Raw genomic sequence first — 26,104 nt, 5'->3', positions numbered from 1 at the left:
AGGGCGCACCCTTGACCCGCGCCAGCCCGTCCGGCCCTTGTTCCACCAAGCGCTCCAGGGCGTCTTGTCTCCGAGCGAAGGTCGGGGGCGGCTTTAAGTTCGGTGGTCGGTCGGACAGGCCTGGCCCAGTGGCCGCCTCAGCGGGTCCGTTTGAAGCGCACGCGGTCCTTACCGGTCAGCAGAAAGGCGTCATAGCCGGCATCGCTCCAGGCCTTGCGCTGCACGTGGGTTGTCTTTGGGTCGGTGACGTTCGACCACCACTGAGGCAGAGCCGCGCTCTTGGGGAGCATGGCGCCGAGGATGCGCTCGATCTCCACGAAGGTCAGTTCGAGTTCGTCTTGACGCTGGCGACGTAGATGACCCGACAGGGGATCGTACTTGGGCATCCCTCAGCATGGCTGATTGATCCGAATGCGTCGAATCCAGGGGCGCTAGCGTAACTGGAGAACGACCTTGAAATGCCCCCGCGCAAGGCCTTCTTGCGCCGCCAAGAACTTTTCCGGTTGGTGGTCCGCCGACCAACCGATGCGATGGAGATTTTCGTGACCGATGCCCCTGAAGCCCGCACACCCAATGTCGTTGACCTCCACGTCGGAGGTCGCGTGCGGATGCGTCGCAAGATGTTGGGCATCAGCCAGGAGGGGCTCGCCGATGCGCTGGGCCTCACCTTTCAGCAGGTGCAGAAGTACGAGCGCGGCGCCAATCGGGTCAGCGCGTCCAAGCTGTACGAGATCGCCAAGACACTTCAGGTCCCGGTGTCATACTTCTTCGACGGCCTCGCCGACCCTGTCACCGCCGAGGGCGACGATGTCGGGGAGGCCGCCAATCGGGTCATCACGGACTTTCTGAATACGCCCGAGGGTTTGGAACTGGCTGCGATCTTCCCGAAGATTGGAAAGGGTCGTGTTCGCCGACAGATCCTCGACCTGGTTCGCGCAATGGCGGACGACGAGGGTCAGCAAAAGTCGTCGTAGGGACTGACGAGGCTCGGCGGTCAATCAGGCGTATTGTCGTTCTCAAACGCCCGCTTCCCGCCGCGCCGCCAGAGGGCGAGCGTGTGTTCGCGATCTTCGCCCCGGAGCATCATCGCCAGGGTCAGGAATGCGCCGTAGAGCGCGGCGCGATCATCGCCGGTCAGTTCGACGAGTCCGGCCTTCTGCACTAGGCCGCCCAGTTCGATCAGGTGATGGGTCCGCTCGCGCCGCTGCATCACCCAGGCCCGCGTGTCCGTTCTGGCCCGCCGCGCCTCAAGCCTGTGTCGCGCCGCCGTGGTTCGCCGGACCGCGTCATTGGTCGCCGCCAACAACGTGCGGAGATTCTGCCTTCCCGCTGCGAAAGAATCCCACGCCCCGTTTGCGCCAGCCTTCCTTGCGGGCCGCGTCGCCAGCTTCGACCAGACCGAGCAGGCCGCCCGCCAAGGTCTCGACATCCAGCGCGTCGGCCCCGGTGGCGATCACCAGTTCGCCGAGCTGTTTGATCTTCCGCTCCTTTAACGTCCTGGCCTTGTCCTCCAGCGTCTTTAGCTCAGCATCAAAGTCCCGAGGTTTGCGCATCGCAGTCTCCATGATGGCGGGATGCGCTCAGGATAAAACAGCGGGTCTCGGAATGCTCTAAGGTCGCCGAAACACACTGGGACGGTCCGGTCCCTCCCGAGATTTTAATCTTGGAGGGCGCGCTTATACGTCGTGCCGACGTGCGCTCAGAGTAGTAGGTGGTCTGTCGCCATGGCGATCTACCACTTCTCCGTCAAAGTCATCAGCCGCGCCACCGGGGCCAGCGCCGTGGCCTCGGCCGCCTATCGCTCGGCCTCGCGGCTGCACGACGAGCGGCTGGATCGCGACCACGACTTCACCAACAAGAGCGGCGTCGTCCATTCCGAGGTCATGCTGCCGGACGGCGCGCCCGAGCATCTGACCGACCGGGCGACGCTGTGGAACGCGGTCGAGGCTGGCGAAAAGCGCAAGGACGCCCAGCTCTCCCGCGAGGTCGAGTTCGCCATCCCGCGCGAGATGGACCAGGCGCAAGGGATCGAACTGGCCCGCGACTTCGTCCAGCGCGAGATGGTCGATCGCGGCATGGTCGCCGATCTCAACGTGCATTGGGACATTGGCCCCGATCGCCTGGCCAAGCCCCACGCCCACGTCATGTTGTCGATGCGTGAGGTTGGCGAAGATGGCTTCGGCGCCAAGGTCCGCGACTGGAACCGCACGGAACTGGTCGAGCATTGGCGCGAGGCCTGGGCCGATCACGTCAACGCGCGTTTGGCTGAGCTCGACATCGACGCGCGGATCGATCATCGCAGCCTGGAAAGCCAGGGCATCGACCTTGAGCCGCAGCACAAGATCGGCCCCGCCGCTGGGCGTCGAGCCGACGAGGGCCTGGAGGCGGATCGTCTCGACGAGCACCACGAGATCGCGCGGGCCAATGGCGAGCGGATCATCGCCGATCCGCGCATTGCCCTGGACGCCATCACCAAGCAGCAAGCGACCTTCACCCAGCGCGATCTGGCGATGTTCATTCACCGCCATTCGGATGGGAAGGAGCAGTTCGACCGCGCCATGGGCGCGGTGCAGGCCTCGCCCGAACTTGTCGCTCTCGGCCAGGACGGACGCGGCCAGGACCGCTTTACCAGCCGCGAGATGATCGCGGTCGAGGACCGCTTGCATCGCGCCAGCGCCGTGATGGCCGAGCGTCGGGCGCACCGGGTCAGCGAACTGGGCCAGCGCCGCGCTCTGGCGCGGGCCGAGCAACGCGGTTTGGTCTTGTCCGGCGAGCAGAAGACGGCGTTCGAGCACGTCACCGCGACGCGCGATCTGGGCGTGGTGGTCGGCTACGCCGGCACGGGCAAGTCGGCGCTGCTGGGCGTGGCGCGAGAGGCCTGGGAGGACGCTGGCTATCGCGTCCAGGGCCTGGCCTTGTCGGGCATCGCCGCCGAAAACCTGGAGGGCGGATCAGGCATCGCGTCGCGCACCATCGCCAGCCTAGAACATCAGTGGGCGCAGGGTCGCGAGCTGCTGGACGCGCGCGACGTGCTGGTCATCGACGAGGCCGGGATGATCGGCTCACGGCAGATGGAGCGGCTGTTGTCGGCCGCCGAAAAGGCCGGGGCCAAGGTGGTGCTGGTCGGCGATCCCGAACAGCTCCAAGCCATCGAGGCCGGCGCGGCGTTCCGGTCGATCGCCGAGCGTCATTCCCACGTCGAGATCACCCAGGTTCGGCGTCAACACGAGGACTGGCAGCGCGACGCCACCCGGCAGTTGGCCACCGGCCGGACCGGCGAGGCCCTGGCGTCTTACGAGGCGCGCGGCATGGTCCATGCGGCCGAGACGCGCGACCAGGCACGCGAGGATCTGGTCGAGCGTTGGGATCGCGATCGGATCGCCGAGCCAGGCAAGAGCCGGATCATCCTGACCCACACCAACGATGAGGTCCGCGACCTCAATCTGACGGCGCGCGAGCGGCTGCGTCAGGCCGGCGCTTTGGGCGAGGACGTGACGGTCAAGGCCGAGCGCGGCGAGCGGCAGTTCGCGGCTGGCGATCGGCTGATGTTCCTGAAGAACGATCGCGGGCTCGGCGTGAAGAACGGCATGTTGGGCGAGATCGAGCAGGTGTCGCGCACTCACATGACCGTCCGTCTCGACGCGGGGCGGTCGGTCGCCTTTGACCTGAAGGATTACGCCCAGGTCGATCACGGCTATGCGGCGACCATCCACAAGAGCCAGGGCGTCACCGTCGACCAGACCCATGTGCTGGCCACGCCAGGCATGGATCGCCACGGCGCCTATGTCGCCCTGTCGCGGCACCGCGACAGCGTTCATCTGCACTATGGCCGCGACGAGTTCGAGGATCTCGGCAAGCTGACCCGCGTGCTGTCGCGCGAGCGGGCCAAGGACATGGCCAGCGACTTCGCCGAGCGGCGCGACATTCATGTGCCGCCGTCGATGCGGCCCAAGGAGCCGCCGCAGCGCGAGCGCGGCATGTTCGCTGGATTCCGGCCGGCCAGCCCGGCGCATCAGCCGGCGGCGCCGGCGCGGGATGACGATCAGCTGGCGCAGCGCCGGGCGATCGAGCGCCATGCGCGCGCCACGGCCGATGTGATGCGGATGAACGACCGCGGCTTGCCGGTCCTCGCTCATCAGCGGCAGGCGCTGGATCAGGCGCGCGAGGCCGTGGGCAAGATCGGGCCACACGCCGCCCAGGATTTGGAGCGGGCCTATGTCCGCGATCCGGCCTTGGCGGGCGAGACCGCCTCTGGTCGCACCCAGCGGGCGATCCGTGTCCTTCAGCTTGAGGCGGAGGTCCGCGCCGATCCGCGTCTGCGCGCCGATCGCTTCGTCGAGCGCTGGCAAGGTCTGGAGCGGCAGCGCTCGGCACTGCGTCGCGCGGGCGACATGACGGGGGCCGGCCAGGTCAAGGACCGCATGGGCGCCATGGCCAAGAACCTGGAGCGCGACCCGCAGGTGGAGTCGCTGCTACGCGCCCGTCGGCCGGAGCTTGGGCTCCCCGCAGAGATGGGGCGGAGCGTGGGCCAGGGACTCTCGGACTACCTCGGCATCGGGCGCGGCCGAGGACTTGGCATCTGAAAGCAGGAGGACGTGATGGATCAGGACATCGGATCAGAAGCGCCCACCGATCCGGCGGCGGTGGCGTTCGAGGCACTGCGGCGGGAGGTGGCGTTGCTGAATGTCGCGTTGGGTGGTTTGGCCGCCGAACGCGCGTCGGCGCCAGACTACAGCGAGACGCTCGGGGAGATCGCTCAAGGCGTGAGGGTCGCGGTTGGGCGGATAGGGAAGCTGGCGACCAGTCCGGCGCTGGCTCTAGCCCCGGCTGAAATAGCACGTCAGATCACGGCGGCCGGTGATGATGTCCGGCGGCAGGACCGCGCGACGTTGTATCAGGCCCAGGAGATGCTTCAACGAGCAGCCGGCGATCTTCGCGGCTGGGTCACCACCGCGCGGCTAGCGCGCCTCCAAAATCGCCGGCTCATCCAGATGGCGCTCGTTGGAATGTTAGCCGGTGGACTATTCGGCGGTTGGTTGCCTGGCGTTGTTGCTCGGGCTGCACCCGATCAATGGGCCTGGCCCGAGAAGATGGCAGCACGCACGCTTCGCCGGGATCTCTGGTCCGCTGGTGAGCGGCTGTTGGAGACCGCCGATGCTCGGAAATGGCAGGATAGCCGCGACGGTGCTGCGATCGTTGCGCAGAACCGAGACGTGCTCGCCAAGTGCGCGAGAGATTTGAGGCCAGCTAGACGTCCACAGCGGTGTTTGATCCAGCTGGGTATCTGAGGTTCGGCAATTCCATTTCTCGCGAATGCCCAGGTTGAGGCGCGGGAGATACGCGAGCCGCAGCGGCCTAGGAGACGCCTCCTACCGAACAGGAAGCCGCGAAGGCGCAGGAGCGCGTGAATGCCGTCGTGATGCATCTAGCACGGCCGCTCGGTCGTCAAATGGCTCGCGAGGTCGCCAAGGAACAGATCAGCCAGCCAGACGAGTTTTAACGCTGGAAAGCCTAGGCCCGCCCGCCCATCTGCGGAGATCATTGGCTTTATTCTGGGCACTATATGCGGAGATTAGCCGGCGCAAAGGTCGACGATCCCCCCCGACCTGAACCGCGTAATCCTGACTCCTAGCTGACCTTGGGGAGGCCTGCCTGGAGGTTTCGCCGGATTGCTTGCAGGATGAGGCCTATGCGACCCAGGCTTGTGCTGCTGGTGCCCTATGCCTAACTTGGCCGTGAAAAACTGGGGGGACAGGCATGCCGCGAAATTTGAAACTGTCGGTGGGCGGCCTTAACGTTCGGATACATCCGCACTCACCCGAGTTGTACGATCAATTCCTGCAGGCGATTTATGCTCTCAGGGAACCTGTTCACATCCGTGGCGATCGCCATGGGATGATAACCGCTTTGGATCGACGAAATCTCGAGACTGGAATTATTCGCGGCGTCATCACGACTTTTACAAAAATAGATATGAATGGACGATGGTTTGACCAAACCCGCCTCGATGATGTGTCACCAGATCTCCTGAAAGAGATCAATATACCAGCAAACGTTCATCCGAACTCGGCAGCTTTTCGTTTTGCTGTGAATGTCAACAACCACGTTCTGACATTTGAACATTACAATGCTGGAAAGTACCTTGTTCCCAAGAGCGCCTATACATTATTTCGCAAGCTGAGCGACAATCTTGACATCACGACCAAATTTGGGGCCGTGAAGATTAGTATTTTGCAAGACAAATCTTCGCTCGACCGTATATTTGGAATGACCCGACTTAAGCGCATCACATTCATTGTGGACCGCCCCAACCCGGACATTTGGAGCGACGACATTGAAGGTCAAGTCGATGCTCACCTCGCTGCGGTCCATGCACAACAAATATCGGTAACATACACTGCACCCTCCGGCGGCTCGCTGGTCGAGACGCCGTCATTGCGTAAGCTTGGAAATACGGCGCTTCGCAACGGAGCGATCGAAGCGACCGGAACCGAAGGGAAAGCCCACCAGCGAATTTCCACAATAGACAGCCCTCGCCTCGATCAGACGACATATAATGAGGAAGTCGAAAGTGAAGTGCATGCTTTCGAACGGCTCCGCAACTCAATGGAAGCTGGAGAATGATGCATATTCCACCCAGCTATCGTGGGCTTTTCGTATCGGTTGGCCGGTACTGGAAAGACTATGGCGGCTGGAAGGACTTCTTTGCATCGCCGCTACTTCACCTCTCCGTTCTGATTTCGGGCGCTTCATATAGTGCCTGGCTCAAGCCTGACTGGGTAGAGCTTCCCCTATCGTTGCTTCCAAATCTTCTTGGTTTCAGCCTGGGCGCATACGCGCTGATTTTTAGCTTGGCAAATGAGAGGCTTTTGGGCGCGTTAAGCGCCCAGCCTAAGCACGGCGGGCCGACGCTTTTGAGAGTTATAAACGCAACCTTCTTACACTTTATACTCATCCAAACCGCTGCGATTATATTTGCATTGTCGCAAAAATCTACATTGCTGGTGGACCTGGTTGGACTGCTAAATATAGACAGCAATACCAAGTCAGAAGCGCAACGCTATATGACAACGACCGCAGGCGCGTTTGGATATTGGCTGACAGTGTACGCGATAGTCTTATTGGTCGGCGCTGCCATAGCCGCATATAGACTTGCAATCATGAGCGGAAAAGCTGCGACACCTCCGCAGAATCAAACCGGCCCAACGAGCGATAGTTAGGCGTAGAAAATCTCGTCCGCGTGGAGAACGGAGGGAGTACGGTCGGTGACTTGCATGAAGTGCCAGCCAGATTCGTCGGTGCATCCAGCCGGCTGTTGCGCCAACACGACAACCTGTTGAATCGAGAGTCATGAGGCTTGTAACGAACAAAGGTCGAGACCGGGTAATCGAGGCCATTCGCGATAGCGGAAGTAATCGCGTTGTTCGGCTTGCAGCAGCCTCGGTGAGCATTTTCGGACTGGACGCCCTACGATCTGTCCTCGGCGGTGTTCAGGATCTGAGGCTAATAACCCCAACGCCAGACGTGATTGAAGGCGATCTAGTCGGAGGGGCCGCAGATCGGATTCGCCGCAATGCTCTCAGCGTACGCGCGACTGCAAACGACCTTGCCGAGTGGCTTGGATCTGCTTTGATTAAACACACGGCAGCGCGCTTACCCCAGTCGGCGATTGTTCTGGATGGTGACGATGCTTCAATAGGGCTGCTGGGTGGATGCGCGCCAACATCTGAAGGCCTTGGGCTGGCGCCGGGCGATCCTTTCAGCTTGATCCACTTCGCTGAAGGGGAAGAAGCTCTCCCACTAAGGGGATGGTTTGACGACCAGTGGCGGGCGCTCTCATTGAACCCGCGCCCTGTCGTCGGCGACTTGGTCGGCAAGCTCGGTGCAATAGGGCAACGGCGCGCCGCCTCCGAGATCCATCTTCGTTTACTCGAAGCTTTATTCTCGGAAAATGGCGAGGCGCTGGATGAAGAGCGTATCGTCAAATCGGCGACGGGCATTCGCGACACCGTCATCTGGAACAAGCTCTATCGTTTCCAACGCGACGGCGTCGTCGGGGCCATCGACAAGCTCCAGCGCTTCGGCGGTTGCATTCTGGCCGACAGCGTGGGCTTGGGGAAGACGTTCGAGGCCCTCGCGGTCATCAAGTATCATGAGCTGCGGAACGATCGCGTGCTGGTCCTGTGCCCCAAACGGCTCAGGGACAACTGGACGCTCTGGCGGATGAACGATCGCCGGAACGTCCTGGCGGCGGATCGCCTAAACTATGACGTCCTGAACCACACCGACCTGTCGCGCGACGGCGGCTTTTCCGGCGACATCGATCTGGCTCACATCAACTGGGGCAACTACGACTTGGTCGTGATCGACGAGTCCCATAATTTCAGGAATCGCGCGGCGCACAGCGACCGGGACAGTCGGTACGACCGCCTGATGAACCAGGTCTTCAAAAGCGGCGTGAAGACCCGCGTGTTGATGCTGTCGGCCACGCCGGTGAACAATCGCCTGGCTGATCTTCGCAACCAGATCGCCTTCGCTACTGAGGGCAACGACGCCGCCTTGCGGGACCATGGCGTTACCTCGATCGACGCGACCATCCGTGTCGCCCAAGGTCAGTTCAACCGCTGGCTTGAACTCCCGGAAGAGCGCCGCACGTCCGAGCGTCTGCTCGACATGCTGGGATTCGACTATTTCCGTCTGCTGGATTTGCTGACCATCGCGCGCAGCCGAAAGCACGTCGAGCGATACTATGGGGTGGACGAGACCGGCGCCTTTCCAGAGCGGCGCAAGCCGATCAACCGCAAACCGGCCGTGGACAGCTCGGGAACCTTCCCGCCGATCGCGGAGGTCAACACCGCGATCCGCCGACTGACGCTCGCCTCCTATGCGCCCCTTCGCTACGTCTTGCCCTCGAAGCGGGAGGCCTATGAGCGGGCCTATACGCAGGAGGTCAGGGGCGGTCGCGGCGTGTTCAGCCAGCTGGACCGCGAAGAGAGCCTGGTCCACCTGATGCGCGTCAACATGCTCAAGCGCATGGAAAGCTCGGTCGTCAGCTTCGCCCTCACGGTCGAGCGTCAGCTGGCCGCCGTCGATTCTCTGATCACGCGCCTCGATGCTCACGAGGAGAGCATTGAGGAGCTGGGGATCGAAGATCTCGGGCTGGACGATCCACTGTTCGAGAGCCTGTCGGTTGGCCGAAGCGTCCGCGTTCTGCTGGCGGACGCCGACCGAGTGCGCTGGCGCCAGGACCTAATGGATGATCGCGCTATCCTCGATCGCCTGCTGGACCAGGGGCGCGCGGTGACGCCCGACAACGACGCCAAGCTGACCGACCTGCGGGGCTTCATCGCCGACAAGGTCGCCGAGCCGTTCAATCCCGGCAATCGCAAGGTGATCGTCTTCACCGCCTTCGCCGACACGGCGCGATATCTGTACGATCAACTCTCGGGGACTTTGGGCCTGAACGCGGCGCTGGTTGCGGGAACCGGTGCCAATCGGACCAACGTGAAGGGGCTGAAAACCGACCTCGCCACGATCCTGACCGCCTTTTCGCCGCGCTCGAAGGGCCGCCCGACCGATCTGTCAGCGGAAGGCGAGATAGATTTGCTGATCGCCACCGACGTGATCAGCGAGGGCCAGAACCTCCAGGACTGCGACTGCCTGGTGAATTACGACATTCACTGGAATCCCGTTCGTATCGTTCAGCGGTTCGGCCGGATCGATCGCCTGGGGTCGATCAACGCCACCATCCAGTTGGTCAACTATTGGCCCAACATGGACCTCGACGCCTATATCGGCCTGGAGAAGAAGGTGTCGGGCCGCATGGTGCTGCTGGACGTTTCGGCCACCGGCGAGGAAAACATTATCGAGGCCCAGTCGGGCGACGTGATGAACGATCTCGACTATCGCCGCCGGCAGATGGAGGCGATGCAGGAGACGGTGGTCGATCTCGAGGACCTATCCTCGGGCGTGTCGATCGCCGATCTGACCCTCAACGATCTGCGCGCCGACCTGGCGGCCTTGCGACCCGAACAACGCGAAGCCCTAGCCAGGACCCCACTGACCGCGCACGCGGCGGTGTGGGCCGAGGTCGACATCCCGGCAGGCGCCATCTTCTGCCTGCGGGCCGAAACCCCGGCGGCGTTGTCGGCCCTGCCGCCGAACGATCCGCTGCGCCCGCACGCCTTGATCCATGTCGGCCTGGACGGCGCGATCATGCTGACCCAAGGCCAGGCCAAGAAGATCCTGGATCGGACCCGGCTGCTGGGCGAGCGGGGCAAGACTCCCGACGCCGAGGCTTGGTCGCGGCTGGACGCGCTCACCAAGGGCGGTCGCGACATGGGCGCGTGGCGACGGACCTTGGCCGCCGCCATAACGGCGGTTTCGGGCAAGGCGCGGGAGCGCGCCGTCGAAAGCCTGTTCACGGCGGGCGAGGTCGCCGACCCCGCCGAGCATGCCGGCCTGGACGACTGGGAGGTCGTGGGCTGGTTCGCGATCCTTCCGCAGCCGGAGGCCGACGCTGTCCGATGACGCGGGACGTTCACGACCTGATCTATGACGCCCTGACCTTGCCGGAGGAGGCGCGGGTCGATCAGCGGATCGCTAAGGCCTTGCTGATCGAGCGGGGCGGCTTGGGGTCTACAGATCGCCGGCTGGTCGATCAGGGACTGGAACGCCTGACCTGGCGCGCTACCTTGAAGCCGTCGGGCATCGGCGTGGCGGCCCATAGCGACGCTGTCCGCGACTATGGCCAGCTGGTCGTGTTGGTCGCCGTTCTTCGCGAGCCGAGTCGAGCGGACCGCTTGATCGAGGTGATTCACCGCGCCCTGGCTCAGCCGCTGATGATGATCGCTGGCGACGCGGCGAGCGCGAGCCTGTCGGTCGGGCTGAAGCGGCGGCACGAACGAGAATTGGGACGCGCCGTCCTGGAGCGACTGACGACAAGTCCGGTCGTAGACGGGGGTGGCGATCCGGTTGAGAAGGCCTTTCTGCACAGCTTGGCGCTTGCGGCGGTTCCCGCCCACGACCTATGGTCGCTGCACACGGGGTGGGAAGAGCGGATCGAGGCCTTCGCCGCCGCACGCATCACCGGGGCCTTTCGATTGCCTCTGGATGGCGATGAGGCTAGAGCGCGACAGACCGCGCTGGCGGACCACACCGCCCAGGCGCGCGAAGTGGCCCGACTGAAGGCGGCGGCGTCGGCGGAAAAACGTCTGGCCCGTCGTCTGGACCTGGCCCGTGAGGTCGCGAGCGCCGAGGGTCGGCTTGCGGACCTGGTCAAGACCCTCACCTGATCGTCTGTTCCGAAGGCTGCGCTCCCTTGCCCGTCAACACTCCCGCCGTTTCGCCCGTCACCGCCGCCGATCCGGCGGCTCAGAGTGCCGACATCGTGGCCGATAATATCGAGGTGCTGAGGGCCTTGTTTCCCGACGCGTTTGCCGAGGGGGTGATCGACTTCGACGTGTTGCGCCAGCTGCTGGGCGACGCGGTCGATGATGGCGACGAAAAGTACGGCCTCAACTGGTCGGGCAAGCGTCAGGCTCGCCGCTTAGCCCTGACCCCGTCGCTGGGAACCCTGCGACCCGCGCCCGAGGACAGCGTCGAGTGGGGCGCGACCCGCAACATGATGATCGAGGGCGACAATCTTGAGGTTCTGAAGCTTCTCCAAAGAAGCTACGCGCGGAAGGTGAAGCTAATCTACATTGATCCGCCATACAACACAGGTAATGATTTCGTATACCCGGATGACTATTCTGATAACTTAAGTAATTATTTGCGTCGAACCGGTCAGGTGGATCCAGATGGCGCGCGAAATACGTCAAACGCGGAAAGCAGCGGTCGGTATCATACTGACTGGCTGAATATGATGATGCCAAGACTAATGTTGGCGCGCCAGTTGATGTCAGAAGATGGCGTTTTGGTGGTGAGTGTGAACGACGTTGAATCGCCTCACATTCGCATGTTGCTTGACTCAGTCATGGGTGAAGAAAACTTTATCGCCTCACTGGTCTGGAAGAGTCGTCAGAATAAGGACAATCGAACGGTTACTGGGGTTTCGGTCGATCATGAATACGCGATTTGTTATGGGAAATCCTTTCGTGGATCAGAGCGTAAGGAAGGCAGTTACACCAATGCTGACAATGATCCCCGAGGCCCCTGGGCTAGTGCAAACATGGTTGGCCTGGCGACGCCGGATCGTCGCCCCAATCTTCACTATGACTTAATCGATCCCGCTACTGGGCATAACTACGGCCGTCCTCCTTTGGGTTGGCGGTATGATCGCAATACGATGGCGCGTTTGATCGCGGAAGGAGCAATCATTTGGCCAGGCGATCCTAACGGGCGACCGAGACGTAAGGCATTTCTGGCGGATATCGGCGGTGAATTTACGGGCTTCTCCAGTATTTTTGGCTCGGATTACTTCACCCGCCACGGGACAGCAGATATCTCCGAGCTATTTGGAGAGCGCGTTTTTGATTTTCCTAAGCCGGTGGGTTTGCTTCGAGAGTTAATCGTCCAGACTTCGCAGAAAGATGATCTAGTCCTCGATTTCTTCGCTGGCTCTGGCACTACCGGCCATGCCGTCATGTCTCAGAATGCGGCTGACGGAGGAAGACGGCGCTATATCGTGGTGCAGCTACCGGAAGCGCTCAATCCAGAGAACAACGACCAGAAGACCGCTGCGGATTTCTGCGACTCCCTTGGTAAACCTCGCACGATCGCCGAGTTGACAAAGGAGCGCCTGCGACGCGCGGCGACCAAGGTGCAGGCCGACAATCCGGACACCGAAATCGACGGTGGCTTCCGCGTCTACAAGCTGGCGACCTCGAACCTGAAAACCTGGCAACCGGGCGAAGATTTGCAGACCGATCTGTTGTCGGCCGCCGACAATCTGGCACCTGGCCGCAGCGAGGACGACCTGCTGGTCGAACTGTTGCTCAAGCAGGGCATCGACCTGTGCGAGCCGGTCGTGACGAAGACCATCGCCGATCGGGTGGTTCACGCTTTCGGCGGCGGCGTCCTGGCCGTGTGCCTGGCCGATGTGGCGGCCGCCGACGCCGAGGCCTTGGCTGACGGCATGGCGCAATGGCTGCTGGCCCTGACGCCCGCTGCACCGACCACGATCTTTTTCAAGGATTCCGGCTTCGAGAATGACACCGCCAAGACCAATGTCGCAGCCATTCTGGAGCAGCGCTTGGGCGACCACCTGCTGAAGGTGCGCAGCGTATGAAGCTGAAGTTCGAAGCCGACCTGGACTATCAGTGGGCGGCGGTAAACGCGGTCTGCGACCTGTTCAAGGGCCAGGACATCAATCGCACCGAGTTCACGGTCAGCCGCGTTTCAGCCGACGCGGCCCAACCCGAGCTTGGCCTGGACGACGATGGTCTCGGCGTCGGCAACCGCTGCACCCTGCTGGGCGACGAGGTCCTGTCCAATCTGCGCGAGGTTCAGGTTCGTAACGCCCTGGCGCCAGCTGAACTTCTGTCCGACATGGACCTGACGGTTGAGATGGAGACCGGGACCGGCAAGACCTACGTCTATCTGAAAACCATCTTCGAGCTGAACCGGCGCTATGGCTTCACCAAGTTTCTGATCGTCGTGCCGTCGGTGGCCATCCGCGAGGGCGTGGCCAAGACGCTGGAGATGACGCGCGACCACTTTAGGGCGCTCTATGCCGGCCAACCGATGGACTGGTTTGTCTATGACAGCGCCAAGCTGGGCCAAGTCCGCGATTTCGCCACCTCATCCACCATCAAGGTGATGGTCGCCACCATCGGTTCGCTGAACAAGCTGGACCAGAACGTCTTCTACACACCGCATGAAAAGACCGGCGGCGAGCGCCCGGTGGACTTGGTCAAGGCCACCCGGCCGGTGATCATCATCGACGAGCCGCAGTCCGTGGAGGGCGGGATCAAGGGTGCTGGCGCCAAGGCGCTGCGCGAGATGAACGCCCTGTGCCGTCTGCGCTATTCGGCGACCCACATTCACAAGCACCACATGGTCTATCGCCTGGACGCGGTGGACGCCTATGAGCAGCGCCTGGTCAAGCGGATCGACGTCGCGGGCCTGGAAATCGTCGACGCCTATAACAGCCCCTATGTCCGCCTGATCGAGGTCAAGACCGCCAAGGGCAAGGCTCCGACGGCGCGGGTCGAGATCGACATCCAGGGCGCCGGCCAGGTGCTGCGCCAGATCAAGACCGTCCAGGATGGCGACGATCTGGCCGAGGTCAGCGGCCGCGACGTCTATCGGGACGTGTCGGTCGGTACGATCGAAAAGACTGCCGACGGAGCGCTGCTGCAACTGAACGTCCCCGGTGACGTGCGCTATCTACAGGAGGGGGAAGTCTTCGGTGGCATCGCCCCGCTGGCGATCGCGCGGCGCATGATCGAGCGGACCATTCGCGAGCACTTCAACCGCGAAAAGGTGCTGCGCCCGATGGGGATCAAGGTGCTGAGCCTATTCTTCATCGACCGGGTCGATCGGTATCGCCTCTACAACGACGACGGGACCTTCGGCCTTGGCCCCTATGGCGAGATTTTCGAGCAAGAGTATCGCAAACTGGCGGCCCATCCTGATTTCAAGACGCTGTTTGGCGGTGTGGCCGTCGATCCGGCTTCCGCCCACGACGGCTATTTCTCCAAAGACAGAAAGGGGCGCGTCACCGAGCCCGAATTGAACGCCGCTGGCGAACTCAAGAATGCCACGAGCCGCGACGACGCCGAGCGCGGCTTCAACCTTATCATGCGGGACAAGGAAAAGTTGCTGGACGAGGCCGAGCCGCTCCGCTTCATCTTTTCCCACTCGGCGCTACGCGAGGGCTGGGACAATCCCAACGTCTTCCAAATCTGCGCCCTGCGTGAGATGGGCAGCGAAACCGAACGCCGGCAGACAGTGGGGCGAGGCCTGCGCCTATGCGTGGACAAGCACGGAGACCGACGCCGCGACGAAGGCTTGAACGTGCTGACGGTGATAGCGGGCGAGAGCTACGCGCAGTTCGCCGAAGGTCTGCAAAGGCAGATCGAGGAAGACCTGGGGATCAAGTTCGGCACGGTGGCGAACGACACGTTCGCCGCTCTGGCCTTCCAAGACGAGGACGGCCAGATTACCCCCCTGGGCGCGGCGCAGTCGGCGGCGCTCGTCGCCTGGCTACGGGATCAGAACTTCATCGACGCCAAGGGTAAAGTGCAGGACGCCCTGCGCCGCGCGCTCAAGGACGCCACCTTGGCTCTGCCCCCGGAGTTCGCGCCGATCGAAACGGCGGCCAAAGCCCTCTTGACCAAGTTGGCGGGCAAGCTGGACGTGCGCGACGCCGACGAGCGCCAACCCATCGCTCTGAATCGCGAGGTCTTTCTGGGAGAGGACTTCAAGGCGTTGTGGGATCGGATCAAGACCAAGACCACCTATCGCTTGGCGTTCGACAACGAGGCACTGATCACCGACGCTATCGGCCGCTTGCGGGACATGCCGGCCATCACCCGCGCCCAGGCCCGTTGGCGCACGGCTGAGCTGGAGATTACCGATGGCGGCGTCACTGGCGTCCACGAGCGCGTCTCGGGCTTTCAGCACCTCGCGAGCGGCAATGGTCATGTTCCCGACGTGCTGGGCGAGCTTCAGAACCGTACCCAGCTGACGCGCCGCACGCTGGCCAAGGTGTTGGTCGAGAGCGAGCGGCTGGACGATCTGCGCCAGAACCCTGCTGCCTTCATCGACCTGGCCGCAAAGCTGATCAACGCGGCCAAGGTCGCGGCCCTGGTTGACGGCGTGCGCTACCAGAAGCTGGGTGAAGATCACTATTACGCTCAGGCGCTGTTTGAGGCCGATGAGCTGCAGGGCTATCTCAACAAAATGGTCGCCGCGACAAAGGCGCCCACGACCCACATCCGCTTCGATACGCCGAGCGAAGGGGCATTCGCCGAGGCGCTCAACGCAAACGAAGCGGTGAAGGTGTTCGCCAAGCTACCCGCTTGGTTCAAGATCCCGACGCCGCTGGGCTCCTACAATCCCGACTGGGCGGTCCTGGTCTGCACCGACGACGGTGAGCGACTCTACTTCGTTGTCGAGACCAAGCCGACCAACCTCATCGACGACCTGCATCACCTAGAGGCCGGCAAGGTGCGCTGCGGTGGCAAACACTTCGAAGCCATCGCGGTCACCCCCGGTGAGCCACGGTTCATGCAGGCGGGTGGCGTGGACGATTTGATGAAGCTCACGGCTGTCGAGTAGTAAAGTTGACGGCGAAAGGTCCGGAATTTGGAAAGGCCGGAAGGTCGCTGAACTCTGGTCTATCGGTTCACTTTCACCAGAATCATCAGTTTAACGCGCACTGAAACCGGCACATTCGGTAAAACTCACATTCGAGAAGCTACCCTCGATTTTTCATGAGAATTGCTCACATTTTCGTCGTTTGCGGATCGATTTGTGGGACAGAACCCTTTCAAAAATCCGATAACACTTTGTAAAGTTAAAGAACTTTTGAAAGTTGAATGTCCACCCTCTCCGCCACTACCCTGTGAATTGCCTGAACTTTTCGCCGCCCCGCCCCACACACTAGCCCACTACGTCGATTGGGCGATTGCGGTTGCGTGCGAAGGCTGGTGGCCGGCGCCTGAAGGCCTGAAAAAATTGCGGTTAGGTTCTCGCGGAAACGCTTGGAGGCGCCAGCGCGATTTCCTTGACCGCAATGGCGCGCGGTAGAGATCCCTGGGTCAAGGCTGGCGGATCGGTTGGTTCCGGCCCGGGTGGGGGCCGGAACCTGGGGAGGCCCACGCCACAGATGGTCTAGACCAAACCAAAGACGTTTCGACGCCCGCGCGGGGCGCGCAGGGAAAGCGTCCGCATGGGCCCGGCGAGGGTGAGACAAGGTCAACGCACGCGGATGTCGACGCTGATCTTGAGGGCGTCATGTCGCCAGTGCTCGCGGTCGAATTCGACCACGCGGCCCTGGGCATTGTAGCAGGTGCGCTCCACGCTGAGCCCAGGCAGGCCCGACTTGACCCGCAGGGCTTCGGCCTCACCCAGCGTCAGGGCGCAGGGCCGCATGTCGACCTTGTTGCGCGCGACGCCGATGCCATAGACCGATTTCAGAACGCTGGTCAGCGAGCCGTCGAGATCGTGCTCCACAAGACCCGGCGCCAGGGAGGCGTCGACGACGATGCTCTCAATCAGAACGGCCCGGTCATCGATCGAGCGCCGGCGGCGAATCCAGTACATCGGCGCGCCCACCGGGCGTGAAAAGATCTGGGCCAGCATGCCGTCGCAGGCGATCTCGACCTTGCTGAGCGTCTCGGTCGCCGGCCGCCGGCCCTGCGCCTCGACATAGGACATGAAGCCCTCCCAGCGGGTCGGGTCGTAGACCACCGGGGGCGGGGAAACATACCAGCCGCTGCGGTCCTTTCGATAGATCAGCCCCTCGGCCTCAAGCTGAAACAGGGCCTCGCGAACAGTGCCGCGCGCCACGCCGCCGCCGACCTGCAACTGGCGCTCCGACGGCAGCCGTTCGCCAGCCTTCAGTTCGCCACTGACGATCCGCACGGCGATGCCGTCGCGGACTCCAAGATAATGGAGGGTGTCGGACTGATGCATCGGAAAGACCTGTCAGCGGTCGAATCCCGCCAGCCCCAAGGATGGGAGCCCGCTCCGTCAAGGTCAAGAAACGGGATCAAACCCCTGCCGCGCATTCTCGCCCTGGTCGAGGTTTCACGAAAGCTTTGCCAAGATTAGGCTGATTTTGGTATATACCAATTTAGCCACCTGGAGGCGGAGCCATGACCACCCATCTTCGCGCGCGCGGCAACCGCCACGGGGACAAACCAACCCCGAGCGCGGCGGGCGGCCCCTTGTCCGCCCAGCGCCTAGTCACCCTTCTGGAAACGGAACGGGCAAGCCGCGCCGACCCCGGCATCGGACGGTGGCTCCGGTAAGCGCGCTCGCTCCATTCCGATCCTGTCAACACCACGGATACATGATGACGACTCGTCCTGCGGCCGATGCTTTCGTGGCCGAACTCGCCGATCTCTTCGCCCGACTGGGCGACCTGCGTTATGGGGAAGACGTCAGCCAGCTGGAGCACGCGCTGCAGACGGCGCATCACGCCAAGATCGACAACGCGCCGCCCGCGATGATCGTCGCCGCCCTGCTGCACGACATAGGCCACCTGATGCAGAAGGCCGGCGAGAACGCCGCCGACCTTGGCGTCGATACGCGCCACGAGCACATCAGCGCCGGCTATCTGGCGCGGGCGTTCGGCCCGGCGGTGACAGAGCCGATCCGACTTCACGTGGCGGCCAAGCGCTACCGGGTGGCCGTGGATCCCGCCTATTTCAAGCGTCTCAGCAAGGCGTCCCTGCAAAGTCTGGCTCTGCAGGGCGGCCCAATGAGCAAGGCCGAGATCGAGGCGTTCCTGGCCGAGCCGGCGGCGCAAGCCGCCCTGCGACTGCGCGGCTATGACGAAGCGGGCAAGGCCCCGGACGCCGAGGTGGCCGGTTTCGAGACCTATCACGACCAGCTTCGAGATCAGATCGACCGCCTGGACGAAGTTTCAGTCTGATCGCAAAGCCCCGCCCGGGCCGCGACAAGCCGTTTTTCGTGTGCTGCGGGCTGTGCCTGCGCGCAGCGGCCTAGGCCTCGTCTGCGACCAGATGCTGCAGCACGCGCTTCTCGAGCACCAGCAGCGCGCTGGCGTTGTTGGTGCGCATGACCAGACCCGCGGCGAGCGGCCTGACGGCCTCGTGCACGGCGCGAGCCAGGCGCAGGAAGTCTGATCGCCCCCGTCCTCCGGCGCCGTGCAAGGCGCAGAGCTGGCGCCAGTCGGACACAAAGTCCTCCAGCAGCCTGCTGAACCGCGCAGCCCGGCCCCTGGCTTCGGCGGTGTCGGTGGCGAGGGCCAGCTCCGCGCGCAGATCGTCGACCAGCAGCTGCACTTCGGCGGCAGGCATCACCGGCGTGCGCTGGTCACCCTCGGTAAGCAACTGGGGCCGCATCCCGGGATCCCAGGCGACCGTCCGCCATTGGGCGCGGGGCGGCGCCTGTCCACGGACGAACTGCCAGAACGCCGCTGTGCCGCTGGTATCCGCGACCAGGTGGATGCGCTCGGCGCCGGACCTGTTTTCGACATGGTGCGGGCGCCAGTTGTCGAAGATCCAGGCTTCGCCAGCGGCCATGTGCACCGATTGCCCGTCGCAGTGAAAGGCGACCTCCGGCCGGGTGAAGACCGGAATGTGCAGCCGCACCCGCGTATGCCAGTGGTAGTTGATGTCGGCGTGCTCGGGCACGCCTGCGCCCGGGGCCAGGCGCATCAGCCGCGAGCGACTCCAGACCACGCCAAAGGCCGCCAGGGCCTGGGTTGTATAGGGCATGGTCTCAAGCCAGCGCGTTGGCAGCATCTGCCCATGGACAGAGTCCGTCTCAGCCCCGCCCGCGCTGATCAACCGCGCCGCACTGTTGCCGGGCAAGCGGTCCGGGTGCGACGTCCAGGCCTCGTCGGGCAAAGCCGCGACCTCAGCCTGCAAACGCCCGACATCGAAGAGCAAGGGGAGGTGGAAGAAGGGGCGTGAAAGCCGCATGGGTCAGGCCCTGTAGCCGGCGAGCGCGTCACCCAGCCCGTCCCGCAAAGGCGCCAGCCAGTGTTCATACGGCCGCCATTGCGCGAGGCCGTCACGGCCGATGGGCTGGCGCACCTGCTCTGAGCTGGGCGTGCGCACGCTGCGCTGGGTCTCGTGGAAAGTCAGGCAGGCCGGCTCAAAGGGCAGCCTGCAACCCTCCAGCATTCGCTGCACGCTGTCTTCAAGGCCCTCGACCACATCCTCGTAGGCCACCCTCAGCACCCGCCCCGGCAGCACCTCGCCCCAGTGCCTCATGAGCTCAAGATAGGCGCGATAGTGTCGGGCGAGATGATCCATGCCGTAGGTGAATTCCTGATTGGTGGTCCCGAACAGTTGCTTGAAGTTGCTGAAGCCGCACGCCATGGGCTCGCGGCGCACATCGATGATCGTCGAGCGCGGCAGGATGAGATGGATCAGGCCGATGTGCCAGAAATTGTTGGGCATCTTGTCGATGAAGAAGGCCTTCCCCAGCCTGCGATAGGTGCGGGTTTCGGCCAGAAAGCGCTCGCCGAGCGCCCGGGCGTCCTGCGGGGTCAGGCGCAGCAGGGCCTCGGGATCCAGCGGCAAGCCGCAATCAGGATCGCGGCCGCAGATCTCGCCTGCATACCGGTCGATTTCTGTGAGCTCCTGCGTGCCTTCCACCTGGGAATGGGAGGCCAGGATCTGCTCGATCAAGGTTGACCCCGACCGCGGCAAGCCCACGATAAAGATCGGCGCCGGATCGGCCAGACCCCAGTCAGCGCGCGCGGCAAAGACTTCGGCGGTGAAGACCTGTTTCAGTCGCAGGACGCAGGACTCCGCGACCTCGGGGCGATATCGGCTGGAGACAGCGCGGATCGCATTGCCGCGCTCGTAATACTGCCAGGAGGATGCGTAGTCCGCCCGGTCCTCCAGCGCCTTGCCCAGCGCGAAACTGAGATAGACCCGATCCATGTCCTGGACGCCAGGCCGGGATTGCGCCGCGCGCATGCGCGCGATGTCATCGTCGGTGAAGCGGTAGGTCTTGAGGTTGGCCAGGCTGAACCAGACCACGCCGTAGTCTGGCCGCGCAGCAAGGGCGGCGCGATAGTCCGCAATGGCGTCCTGTTGCCGGCCCGTGACCTTCAGGGCGTTCGCCCGCCAAAGGCGCAGATCAGCGACTTCCGCCCCCAACAGGGCCTGGCTGTCCAGCAGTCGTTCATAGAGATCGATCAGCGGCTCATGGTCGCCCAGGGCGATGCAGGCCGCGCCGTACTGCTTGAGATACTCGCGATTGTCAGGGTCGTGTTCGAGCAGGTGCTCAGCCTCCCGCCGCGCCTGCAGGGGTTTTTGCTGCTGCAAGAGCACCATGGCGTAGTCGAGGCGCGCTGCGTGATAGTCCGGGGCGCGATCAAGCACCGACTTCAGCAACGCCTCGGCCTCGCCAGGCGCCGCGCGCGCCTTGCAGAGACGCGCCAGCAGGCGAAGGGCGCCGACGTTTTCACCGTCCGTGTCCAGATAATCGCGAATGACCTCCTCGGCCGAGGACAGGTCGCCATCGGCGAACAGGCTGCTGGCCGCCACCACCGCCGGCGGGAGCTGTCTGAGCATCGCCAGATGCTGCGCGGCCGTGGCCGCCTGGGCCGTATCGCCCACCATGCGGTAGAGCTGTTCCAGCATGTCCCAGCTCGCCGGCAGGGTCGGGTTGAGGCGCACAGCCTCCCGCAGCGCGTCGATGGCGGCCGGCGCATCGCCAAGCATGACCTGGCAGTGGCCACGCTCCTGATACAGGCGGCTGAATCCGGGATGCAGCTCCTGCAGCCGCGCAAGGCTGGCCAGGGCTTCCGCGATGCGCTGGCCCGACCGCAGATCCTTGGCCTCCTGCAACAGGGCGTCGCGATCCCGAGACCCGGGGCTGGCGCTCACGGAGGGCGTCACCGCGCGGCGCCGGCCAGCAGAAACGGCTCCAGCCAGCTGGGATCCGGCTGGTCGGCGTCGTAGTACTCGAAGATCAGATGGACGCGGTCGGTCTCGCCGTCGTTGCGCACCCAGTGCGGACCCAGATTGTTGACCTCCACCGCCTCGCCCGGTGGGAAAAGGTGTTCGGCTCCGCCGAAGAAGGACACCACCTGGGGATTGGTCGACAGCGGCACATGGATCTTGTGCGGCCACTTCGCGGCGGGGTTGGCGTCGATATGGGGGTGGATCACCCCGCCCGGCCGCATCCTCGCCAACATCACCCGCGGAAACACCCCGCGCCCATAGCCATAGTCGCCGACGGCCTGAGCCAGCACCGGCTCCAGCAATCCGCGCCATTCGGGCCAGGCGGCGCGATCGTGCGAGCTGCGCCAGTCACGGGGACTGTCGATAAACCGGAAAACGATGTGGGAGGTCGCGTCCAGCACCTCAAACCTGTTGGGCTTGCTGGCGTTCTCTGCGGCCCAGACGTCCTCGGGAATCGCCAGAACGGCCGCCTGCAGCGCGGCGATGTCGACCAGCCCGAGCTTGCGGACGCCGGTGGTCTTGCGCGGGTTGGCGGCAGGCGCAAAAGGGGTCGCGTTCATCGCATGTCTTCGAAGCTGTAGCCGAACAGGTCCAGATCCTGGGCGTAGCGGGCGGCTACGCCGTCGATCAGGTCCTGGTCGTAATAGTGACGATAGTCACCGTGACGGCTGCCGTTGACGCGGTCCAGAGGGCGGGAGGGAATGCCGATGCGTGCGCAGATCGCATCATACGACCCCTGCATATCCTCGACGTGGCCGATGTGGTCGGCCATCAGGGTCTTGCCGTCCCCGCCCACCAGGAGCGAGGCCTGTGGCTGGAACAGGATGTGGTGTTCCGGCGGCTTCTCGAAAAGAAAGTGGCGCATGACCGCCTGCGGTTGCTGCTCAAAGACGTCACCGCCCCGCAGCATGAAGGCGCAGTACGAGACGAAGCGATCGAACGGATTGCGCACGAAGGCGAACTTGAAATAGCCGCTGAAGGCCTCATCGCCGAGATAGGGGCGCACCTGCTGCAGAGACAGGTGGCCATGCCGGATCGCCGCCAGATCCGCCCAAGGGAAGCGCTTGTCGACGAACAGCCCGACCTGCTCGAGGTCACCGTCGCTCAGGTGCTCGCGCAGGGCCTGTCGCACGGCATGGGTCCCGGTCTTGGGCACTGCGGCGAAGATGAAGCGATGGCTGTGGGAAACAATCATGTTTCAGGGACACCCAGAAGAAGCGCCCCGCCTCTCAGGAAGGCGGGGCGCAAAGTCTACAACAAGCGGTGGCCTTAGAACTTGTAGCTAAGCCCAACCATATAGGTCGAGCCGCTCTGGTTCTGGTTGTAGAGGTACTGGTTCTGACCCCAGAACTGCGTGTCCTCCTGGTTCGTCAGGTTGATCCCGTTCAGCGTGAGCTGCAGTTGATCGGTGACGTTCAGGAAGGCCGAGGCGTCCACATAGGTCGACCCTTCGAAGCCGCGCGTGCTGGCGCTCATGACGCTGTCGCTGTTCCCGGAGAACCAGCGATTGCGGTGGCTCATGGACCCACGGACACCCCAGCGCGCGGTCTCGTAGTAGAGCGTGGCGTTGTAGCTGGTGTTCGAGATGCCGGTGAGCGCCTCGTCAGCGTCCACATAGGTGTAGTTGGCCACCGCACCCAGCTTGTCGAACGGCGCCGGCAGGAACGAGAATTGGCCCTGCGCGGCCAGTTCCACACCGGTCAGCTTCTTGGTGCCGGCGATGTTGACCGGCATCGAGAACTCTTTGACGATCGTGTTGGCCGTGGCGCCCGGGATCGTGGTGAACGGGACGCCAGTCTGGCTGAACGGGACGTTCTCGAGGGTTTTCGAGCCAATGAAGTTCTTGATGCTCTTCTGGAACACGCTGGCCGAGAGCAGGCCGTCCACGCCGAAATAGTACTCCGCCGCGAAGTCCAGCGTGTTGTCCTTGTAGGGCTCAAGGTTTGGATTGCCGCGCGACGCCGAGATGTCGCCGCTATCCGAATTCTGGAACGCACTGCCCTTGGCCGCCATCGAACCCAGGCCTGGACGGTTGAGGTTCTGCGTGGCCGAGAAGCGCACCAGCACGTCCGGCGTCAGTTCCAGCACCGAGTTCATGGCCGGCAGCACGCCTGAGTAGCTGCCTTCGACGTCCGTCGTGCCCAGATAGGCGTAGCTGTCGCCCTGGATCCAGCCGGTGCTGTGGGTGTCGGTCTGATAGCCGCGCAGGCCGATGTTGCCGCGGAAGCGCTTGCCGAAGAGGTCGGTGTCCCAGTCCGCCTGCACATACTCGGAGACGGTCTTTTCCGAGGTCTCGTAGACGTTCTCGATGTCCTGGAGCGCGCCGCCCGTACCGTCCTTGTTGGGACCGAAGCGGTGGTACTCGTTGTACTTCGCAAAGGCCTTGGCGTAGTCGCCGACCAGCCACGAGCCGAACTCGTTGGTGAACACCGAGGTGACGTCGGCAACGGCCGTGCCGCGCATCTTGGTCCGGGTTCCATTGACGTTGTCGTCATAGAACAGGTCCCGGCCGCCTTGCGTGAACTTGTGGTAGGCCACGCCGGCCCGCAGGGTCCAAACCTCGTTCAGCACGTACTGGGCGTCCAGCACGCCTTCCTGCAGTTCCGACTGATTGTTGAAGCCGCGATAGTAGAACGAGTCCATCGCGTAGTTGGCGGGGTTGGTTCGATCCCAGCCCGGATACTCGAACGTCGCCGACCGGCCATCGCTGCCATAGTTGGCGATCAGATTGCCCTTGGCGCGCATATAGAGCTTGTCGTCATAGGGCGTCTCATAGGTCGACTTCTCGTACCCGACATGTCCGTCGATCGTGAGGCGATCCGTGAGGTCCCACTTGCCGGTCAGCGCCACCTGGTCGAAGTTGTTTTCGTTCAGCGAACGGCGGTGCTCGCTGCCGAAGGTGGTGCCCGTGACATCGGTCAGGGTCACATAGTTGCTGTTGTCCCAGGCCAGGTTGTTGATGACGGACGCCTTCTGGAAGGCGCTCGGCCAGACCGTGCTGGCGACGGTGTCGAACGCGACCGACCCGGTCGATGCGAGCGGCCGCGTGGCGAGGTGCAGTTCGTCGCGATGCGTGGTGTACTCGCCGTGCAGCACATCAAGCGTCAGCAGCAGGTTGTCCATCGGACGCCACTGCACAGCGCCTGTCAGGCCCAGGCGCTCCTGCTTGGAATTCCACGAGGAGATGCGGTTGCCGTCAGCAAAATAGAGATCGCCCGACAGGAACTTGGCCTGCTGCGCCGTGCTCAGCTTGGAAATGTTAAGGCCTTTGTTAACCAGGCCCTGAAGGGTTCCCGCGCTGGGGCGCGAATAGTTGTAGGTGTTGTGGCCCTGCTCGGTCGTTTGGCGCTTGCTGTAGGCGACCGAGAAGGCGACGCCGAACTTGTTGTCCCAGTTCTGGCTGAAGAGGGCCGCGATGCGCGGCTGGGCATCCTCGGTGTATTCGTTGGTTCCGAGCTTGAGCGACACTGCGCCCTTTGACCCCGATGCGTAGTCAAACGGCTTGCCGGTGAACAGGCCGACCGTGCCGGCCATGCCGCCCTCGTTCTGGGCCGCCTGGAAGGTCTTTTCGACCTCCACGCGGGAGAACAGTTCCGAGGCGAAAATGTTGAAGTCGAAGGCGCGGTCGCGCGAACGCTGGCCGCGGCTGTCCTGGGCGGAGTCGACGTTGCCCAGCACTTCCATGCCATTGAGTTGCACGCGGGCGAAATCTGGCCCCAGGCCCCGCAGCGAGATCCGCCGGCCTTCGCCCGCTTCCCGGGTGATCTGCACGCCCGGCAGGCGCTGCAGCGATTCAGCCAGGTTGAGCTCCGGGAACTTCGCCATGTCCTCGGCGACGATCACGTCCTTCTGGATGACCGAATCCCTCTTGATGGCGCGGGCGTCGCTGAGCGACTTCCGGTAGCCGGTGACGACAACTTCGTCGACCAGATCGCCAGAAGCCTGCTGCGCGAGCGCGGCCGATGAATGCGCGCCAGCAGCCAGCACCGCAACGGTAGCCAGCAAAAAGCTCTTGAGATGCGGGCGGGTAGCCCGAACAGGATATCGCTTAAACATGAGTGTCCTTCGCCCCAACTGGTATGAACCAGTCAGACTAAAGCAGCGAGCGACGACACCCGCGTGACAGCGCCGCCCCGCACGGCGCAATTTGTCCGTTCCGCGCCGGGCGTCAGTTCGATTTGAGCCCTGCCGGGGTGACTCCAGAGAACCGTGAGCGCTCCAGAGACCCGTTCGCCCGGCGTGTTGACGCCCCTGAACACCCTGACGTCGCCGCGCATTTGACCAACGGATGACAGTCGCAAAACTGCCAACTTCACGTGATATTTGGTCTATACCAATCTTCAGTCGTTGGACGATCCGAACATGAGTTCAATGGACAGGTCGGCCCTGAAGGCCCTGCCGCAGACACTCAGACCATCGTGGCCGGTGGCGGCGACGGGCAGCAGCGCCGGAGCCGGCGCGGTGATCGACGCCGCCGCCGAGCCTCTTTTCGCGCTGACTGAACCTCCCATCCACAGCCCAGAGTCCTGGAGTACGTC

Annotated in this window: 20 protein-coding genes; 10 read left to right on the top strand and 10 right to left on the bottom strand. The window is 63.4% G+C overall.

Annotated elements, in window-relative coordinates; genetic code table 11:
• Window positions 1–137 precede the first annotated feature (137 nt).
• Window positions 138–386, bottom strand: a complete 249-nt coding sequence (locus ACW17Z_RS13915; protein WP_492056431.1) for a DUF7662 domain-containing protein — start codon at window positions 384–386, stop codon at window positions 138–140.
• Between the two features lie 156 nt (window positions 387–542).
• On the opposite strand from ACW17Z_RS13915, the gene ACW17Z_RS13910 reads away from it, so the two are divergent.
• Window positions 543–974 carry a helix-turn-helix domain-containing protein gene (locus ACW17Z_RS13910; protein ID WP_492058535.1) on the top strand — a complete coding sequence of 144 codons (432 nt, stop codon included), beginning with the start codon at window positions 543–545 and terminating at the stop codon, window positions 972–974.
• Window positions 975–994: 20 nt separating this feature from the next.
• On the opposite strand, the gene ACW17Z_RS13905 is transcribed toward ACW17Z_RS13910, so the two are convergent.
• Window positions 995–1,210, bottom strand: coding sequence for a conjugal transfer protein TraD (locus ACW17Z_RS13905; protein WP_492056430.1), 216 nt, complete (start codon window positions 1,208–1,210; stop codon window positions 995–997).
• A gap of 76 nt (window positions 1,211–1,286) precedes the next feature.
• The gene (locus ACW17Z_RS13900) at window positions 1,287–1,553 is read right to left on the bottom strand and encodes a conjugal transfer protein TraD (RefSeq protein ID WP_492056429.1); all 267 of its coding nucleotides are present in this window, start codon (window positions 1,551–1,553) and stop codon (window positions 1,287–1,289) included.
• 171 nt (window positions 1,554–1,724) lie between these two features.
• Between ACW17Z_RS13900 and traA the strand changes: the two genes are divergently transcribed.
• The 8 genes from traA (at window position 1,725) to ACW17Z_RS13860 (ending at window position 16,227) form a co-directional block, all read left to right on the top strand.
• Entirely contained in the window at window positions 1,725–4,583 is a 2,859-nt protein-coding gene (traA, locus tag ACW17Z_RS13895; protein WP_492056428.1) for a Ti-type conjugative transfer relaxase TraA, read from the top strand.
• Window positions 4,584–4,598: 15 nt separating this feature from the next.
• Window positions 4,599–5,288, top strand: a complete 690-nt coding sequence (locus ACW17Z_RS13890) for a DUF6118 family protein (protein ID WP_492056427.1) — start codon at window positions 4,599–4,601, stop codon at window positions 5,286–5,288.
• A 469-nt stretch (window positions 5,289–5,757) separates the two neighbouring features.
• Complete coding sequence (locus ACW17Z_RS13885; protein WP_492056426.1) at window positions 5,758–6,624, top strand: DUF4747 family protein; 867 nt, start codon at window positions 5,758–5,760, stop codon at window positions 6,622–6,624.
• On the top strand, window positions 6,624–7,220 hold the full coding sequence (locus ACW17Z_RS13880) for a hypothetical protein (protein ID WP_492056425.1): 597 nt from the start codon (window positions 6,624–6,626) through the stop codon (window positions 7,218–7,220). The genes ACW17Z_RS13885 and ACW17Z_RS13880 overlap by 1 nt, the downstream gene beginning before the upstream one ends.
• Before the next feature lie 409 nt (window positions 7,221–7,629).
• Window positions 7,630–10,530: a helicase-related protein gene (locus tag ACW17Z_RS13875; RefSeq protein WP_492056424.1), complete on the top strand. Its 2,901-nt coding sequence runs from the start codon at window positions 7,630–7,632 to the stop codon at window positions 10,528–10,530.
• Window positions 10,527–11,294: a DUF4391 domain-containing protein gene (locus ACW17Z_RS13870; protein WP_492056423.1), complete on the top strand. Its 768-nt coding sequence runs from the start codon at window positions 10,527–10,529 to the stop codon at window positions 11,292–11,294. Before ACW17Z_RS13875 ends, ACW17Z_RS13870 begins: the two co-directional genes overlap by 4 nt.
• Window positions 11,295–11,320: 26 nt before the next feature.
• The gene (locus tag ACW17Z_RS13865; RefSeq protein ID WP_492056422.1) at window positions 11,321–13,231 is read left to right on the top strand and encodes a site-specific DNA-methyltransferase; all 1,911 of its coding nucleotides are present in this window, start codon (window positions 11,321–11,323) and stop codon (window positions 13,229–13,231) included.
• Window positions 13,228–16,227: a type III restriction-modification system endonuclease gene (locus tag ACW17Z_RS13860; protein ID WP_492056421.1), complete on the top strand. Its 3,000-nt coding sequence runs from the start codon at window positions 13,228–13,230 to the stop codon at window positions 16,225–16,227. Before ACW17Z_RS13865 ends, ACW17Z_RS13860 begins: the two co-directional genes overlap by 4 nt.
• Window positions 16,228–16,866: 639 nt before the next feature.
• Here ACW17Z_RS13860 and ACW17Z_RS13855 read toward each other — a convergent pair.
• A complete protein-coding gene (locus tag ACW17Z_RS13855; RefSeq protein ID WP_419318835.1) occupies window positions 16,867–17,586 on the bottom strand; it encodes a UTRA domain-containing protein in 720 nt (239 codons plus the stop codon).
• Between the two features lie 382 nt (window positions 17,587–17,968).
• Here ACW17Z_RS13855 and ACW17Z_RS13850 point away from each other — a divergent pair, with 382 nt between their 5' ends.
• Window positions 17,969–18,550: an HD domain-containing protein gene (locus tag ACW17Z_RS13850; protein ID WP_492056420.1), complete on the top strand. Its 582-nt coding sequence runs from the start codon at window positions 17,969–17,971 to the stop codon at window positions 18,548–18,550.
• A 70-nt stretch (window positions 18,551–18,620) separates the two neighbouring features.
• On the opposite strand, the gene ACW17Z_RS13845 is transcribed toward ACW17Z_RS13850, so the two are convergent.
• The 6 genes from ACW17Z_RS13845 to ACW17Z_RS13820 form a co-directional block, all read right to left on the bottom strand.
• Window positions 18,621–19,358 (bottom strand): aspartyl/asparaginyl beta-hydroxylase domain-containing protein, encoded by a 738-nt coding sequence (locus ACW17Z_RS13845; protein WP_492056419.1) that lies wholly within the window; start codon window positions 19,356–19,358, stop codon window positions 18,621–18,623.
• A gap of 210 nt (window positions 19,359–19,568) precedes the next feature.
• On the bottom strand, window positions 19,569–21,488 hold the full coding sequence (locus ACW17Z_RS13840; protein WP_492056418.1) for a tetratricopeptide repeat-containing sulfotransferase family protein: 1,920 nt from the start codon (window positions 21,486–21,488) through the stop codon (window positions 19,569–19,571).
• 8 nt (window positions 21,489–21,496) lie between these two features.
• Complete coding sequence (locus tag ACW17Z_RS13835) at window positions 21,497–22,126, bottom strand: aspartyl/asparaginyl beta-hydroxylase domain-containing protein (RefSeq protein WP_492056417.1); 630 nt, start codon at window positions 22,124–22,126, stop codon at window positions 21,497–21,499.
• The gene (locus ACW17Z_RS13830) at window positions 22,123–22,761 is read right to left on the bottom strand and encodes a sulfotransferase family 2 domain-containing protein (protein WP_492056416.1); all 639 of its coding nucleotides are present in this window, start codon (window positions 22,759–22,761) and stop codon (window positions 22,123–22,125) included. Before ACW17Z_RS13830 ends, ACW17Z_RS13835 begins: the two co-directional genes overlap by 4 nt.
• A 74-nt stretch (window positions 22,762–22,835) precedes the next feature.
• Complete coding sequence (locus ACW17Z_RS13825) at window positions 22,836–25,622, bottom strand: TonB-dependent receptor (RefSeq protein WP_492056415.1); 2,787 nt, start codon at window positions 25,620–25,622, stop codon at window positions 22,836–22,838.
• A gap of 284 nt (window positions 25,623–25,906) precedes the next feature.
• Entirely contained in the window at window positions 25,907–26,077 is a 171-nt protein-coding gene (locus ACW17Z_RS13820; protein WP_492056414.1) for a hypothetical protein, read from the bottom strand.
• Between the last annotated feature and the right edge of the window lie 27 nt (window positions 26,078–26,104).

This window comes from Caulobacter sp. GSs2, assembly GCF_058680895.1.
Note: the sequence above shows the minus strand (reverse complement) of the source record. Positions and strands in the feature narration are given on the sequence as shown.

Coding starts and splice junctions, on each gene's coding strand:
- ACW17Z_RS13870 (WP_492056423.1), top strand. CDS start 10,527: ATGACGCGGGACGTTCACGACCTGATCTATGACGCCCTGACCTTGCCG.
- ACW17Z_RS13900 (WP_492056429.1), bottom strand. CDS start 1,553: ATGCGCAAACCTCGGGACTTTGATGCTGAGCTAAAGACGCTGGAGGAC.
- ACW17Z_RS13820 (WP_492056414.1), bottom strand. CDS start 26,077: ATGGGAGGTTCAGTCAGCGCGAAAAGAGGCTCGGCGGCGGCGTCGATC.
- ACW17Z_RS13845 (WP_492056419.1), bottom strand. CDS start 19,358: ATGCCCTATACAACCCAGGCCCTGGCGGCCTTTGGCGTGGTCTGGAGT.
- ACW17Z_RS13880 (WP_492056425.1), top strand. CDS start 6,624: ATGCATATTCCACCCAGCTATCGTGGGCTTTTCGTATCGGTTGGCCGG.
- ACW17Z_RS13855 (WP_419318835.1), bottom strand. CDS start 17,586: ATGCATCAGTCCGACACCCTCCATTATCTTGGAGTCCGCGACGGCATC.
- ACW17Z_RS13825 (WP_492056415.1), bottom strand. CDS start 25,622: ATGTTTAAGCGATATCCTGTTCGGGCTACCCGCCCGCATCTCAAGAGC.
- ACW17Z_RS13860 (WP_492056421.1), top strand. CDS start 13,228: ATGAAGCTGAAGTTCGAAGCCGACCTGGACTATCAGTGGGCGGCGGTA.
- ACW17Z_RS13830 (WP_492056416.1), bottom strand. CDS start 22,761: ATGATTGTTTCCCACAGCCATCGCTTCATCTTCGCCGCAGTGCCCAAG.
- ACW17Z_RS13905 (WP_492056430.1), bottom strand. CDS start 1,210: ATGCAGCGGCGCGAGCGGACCCATCACCTGATCGAACTGGGCGGCCTA.
- traA (WP_492056428.1), top strand. CDS start 1,725: ATGGCGATCTACCACTTCTCCGTCAAAGTCATCAGCCGCGCCACCGGG.
- ACW17Z_RS13885 (WP_492056426.1), top strand. CDS start 5,758: ATGCCGCGAAATTTGAAACTGTCGGTGGGCGGCCTTAACGTTCGGATA.
- ACW17Z_RS13835 (WP_492056417.1), bottom strand. CDS start 22,126: ATGAACGCGACCCCTTTTGCGCCTGCCGCCAACCCGCGCAAGACCACC.
- ACW17Z_RS13890 (WP_492056427.1), top strand. CDS start 4,599: ATGGATCAGGACATCGGATCAGAAGCGCCCACCGATCCGGCGGCGGTG.
- ACW17Z_RS13850 (WP_492056420.1), top strand. CDS start 17,969: ATGACGACTCGTCCTGCGGCCGATGCTTTCGTGGCCGAACTCGCCGAT.
- ACW17Z_RS13915 (WP_492056431.1), bottom strand. CDS start 386: ATGCCCAAGTACGATCCCCTGTCGGGTCATCTACGTCGCCAGCGTCAA.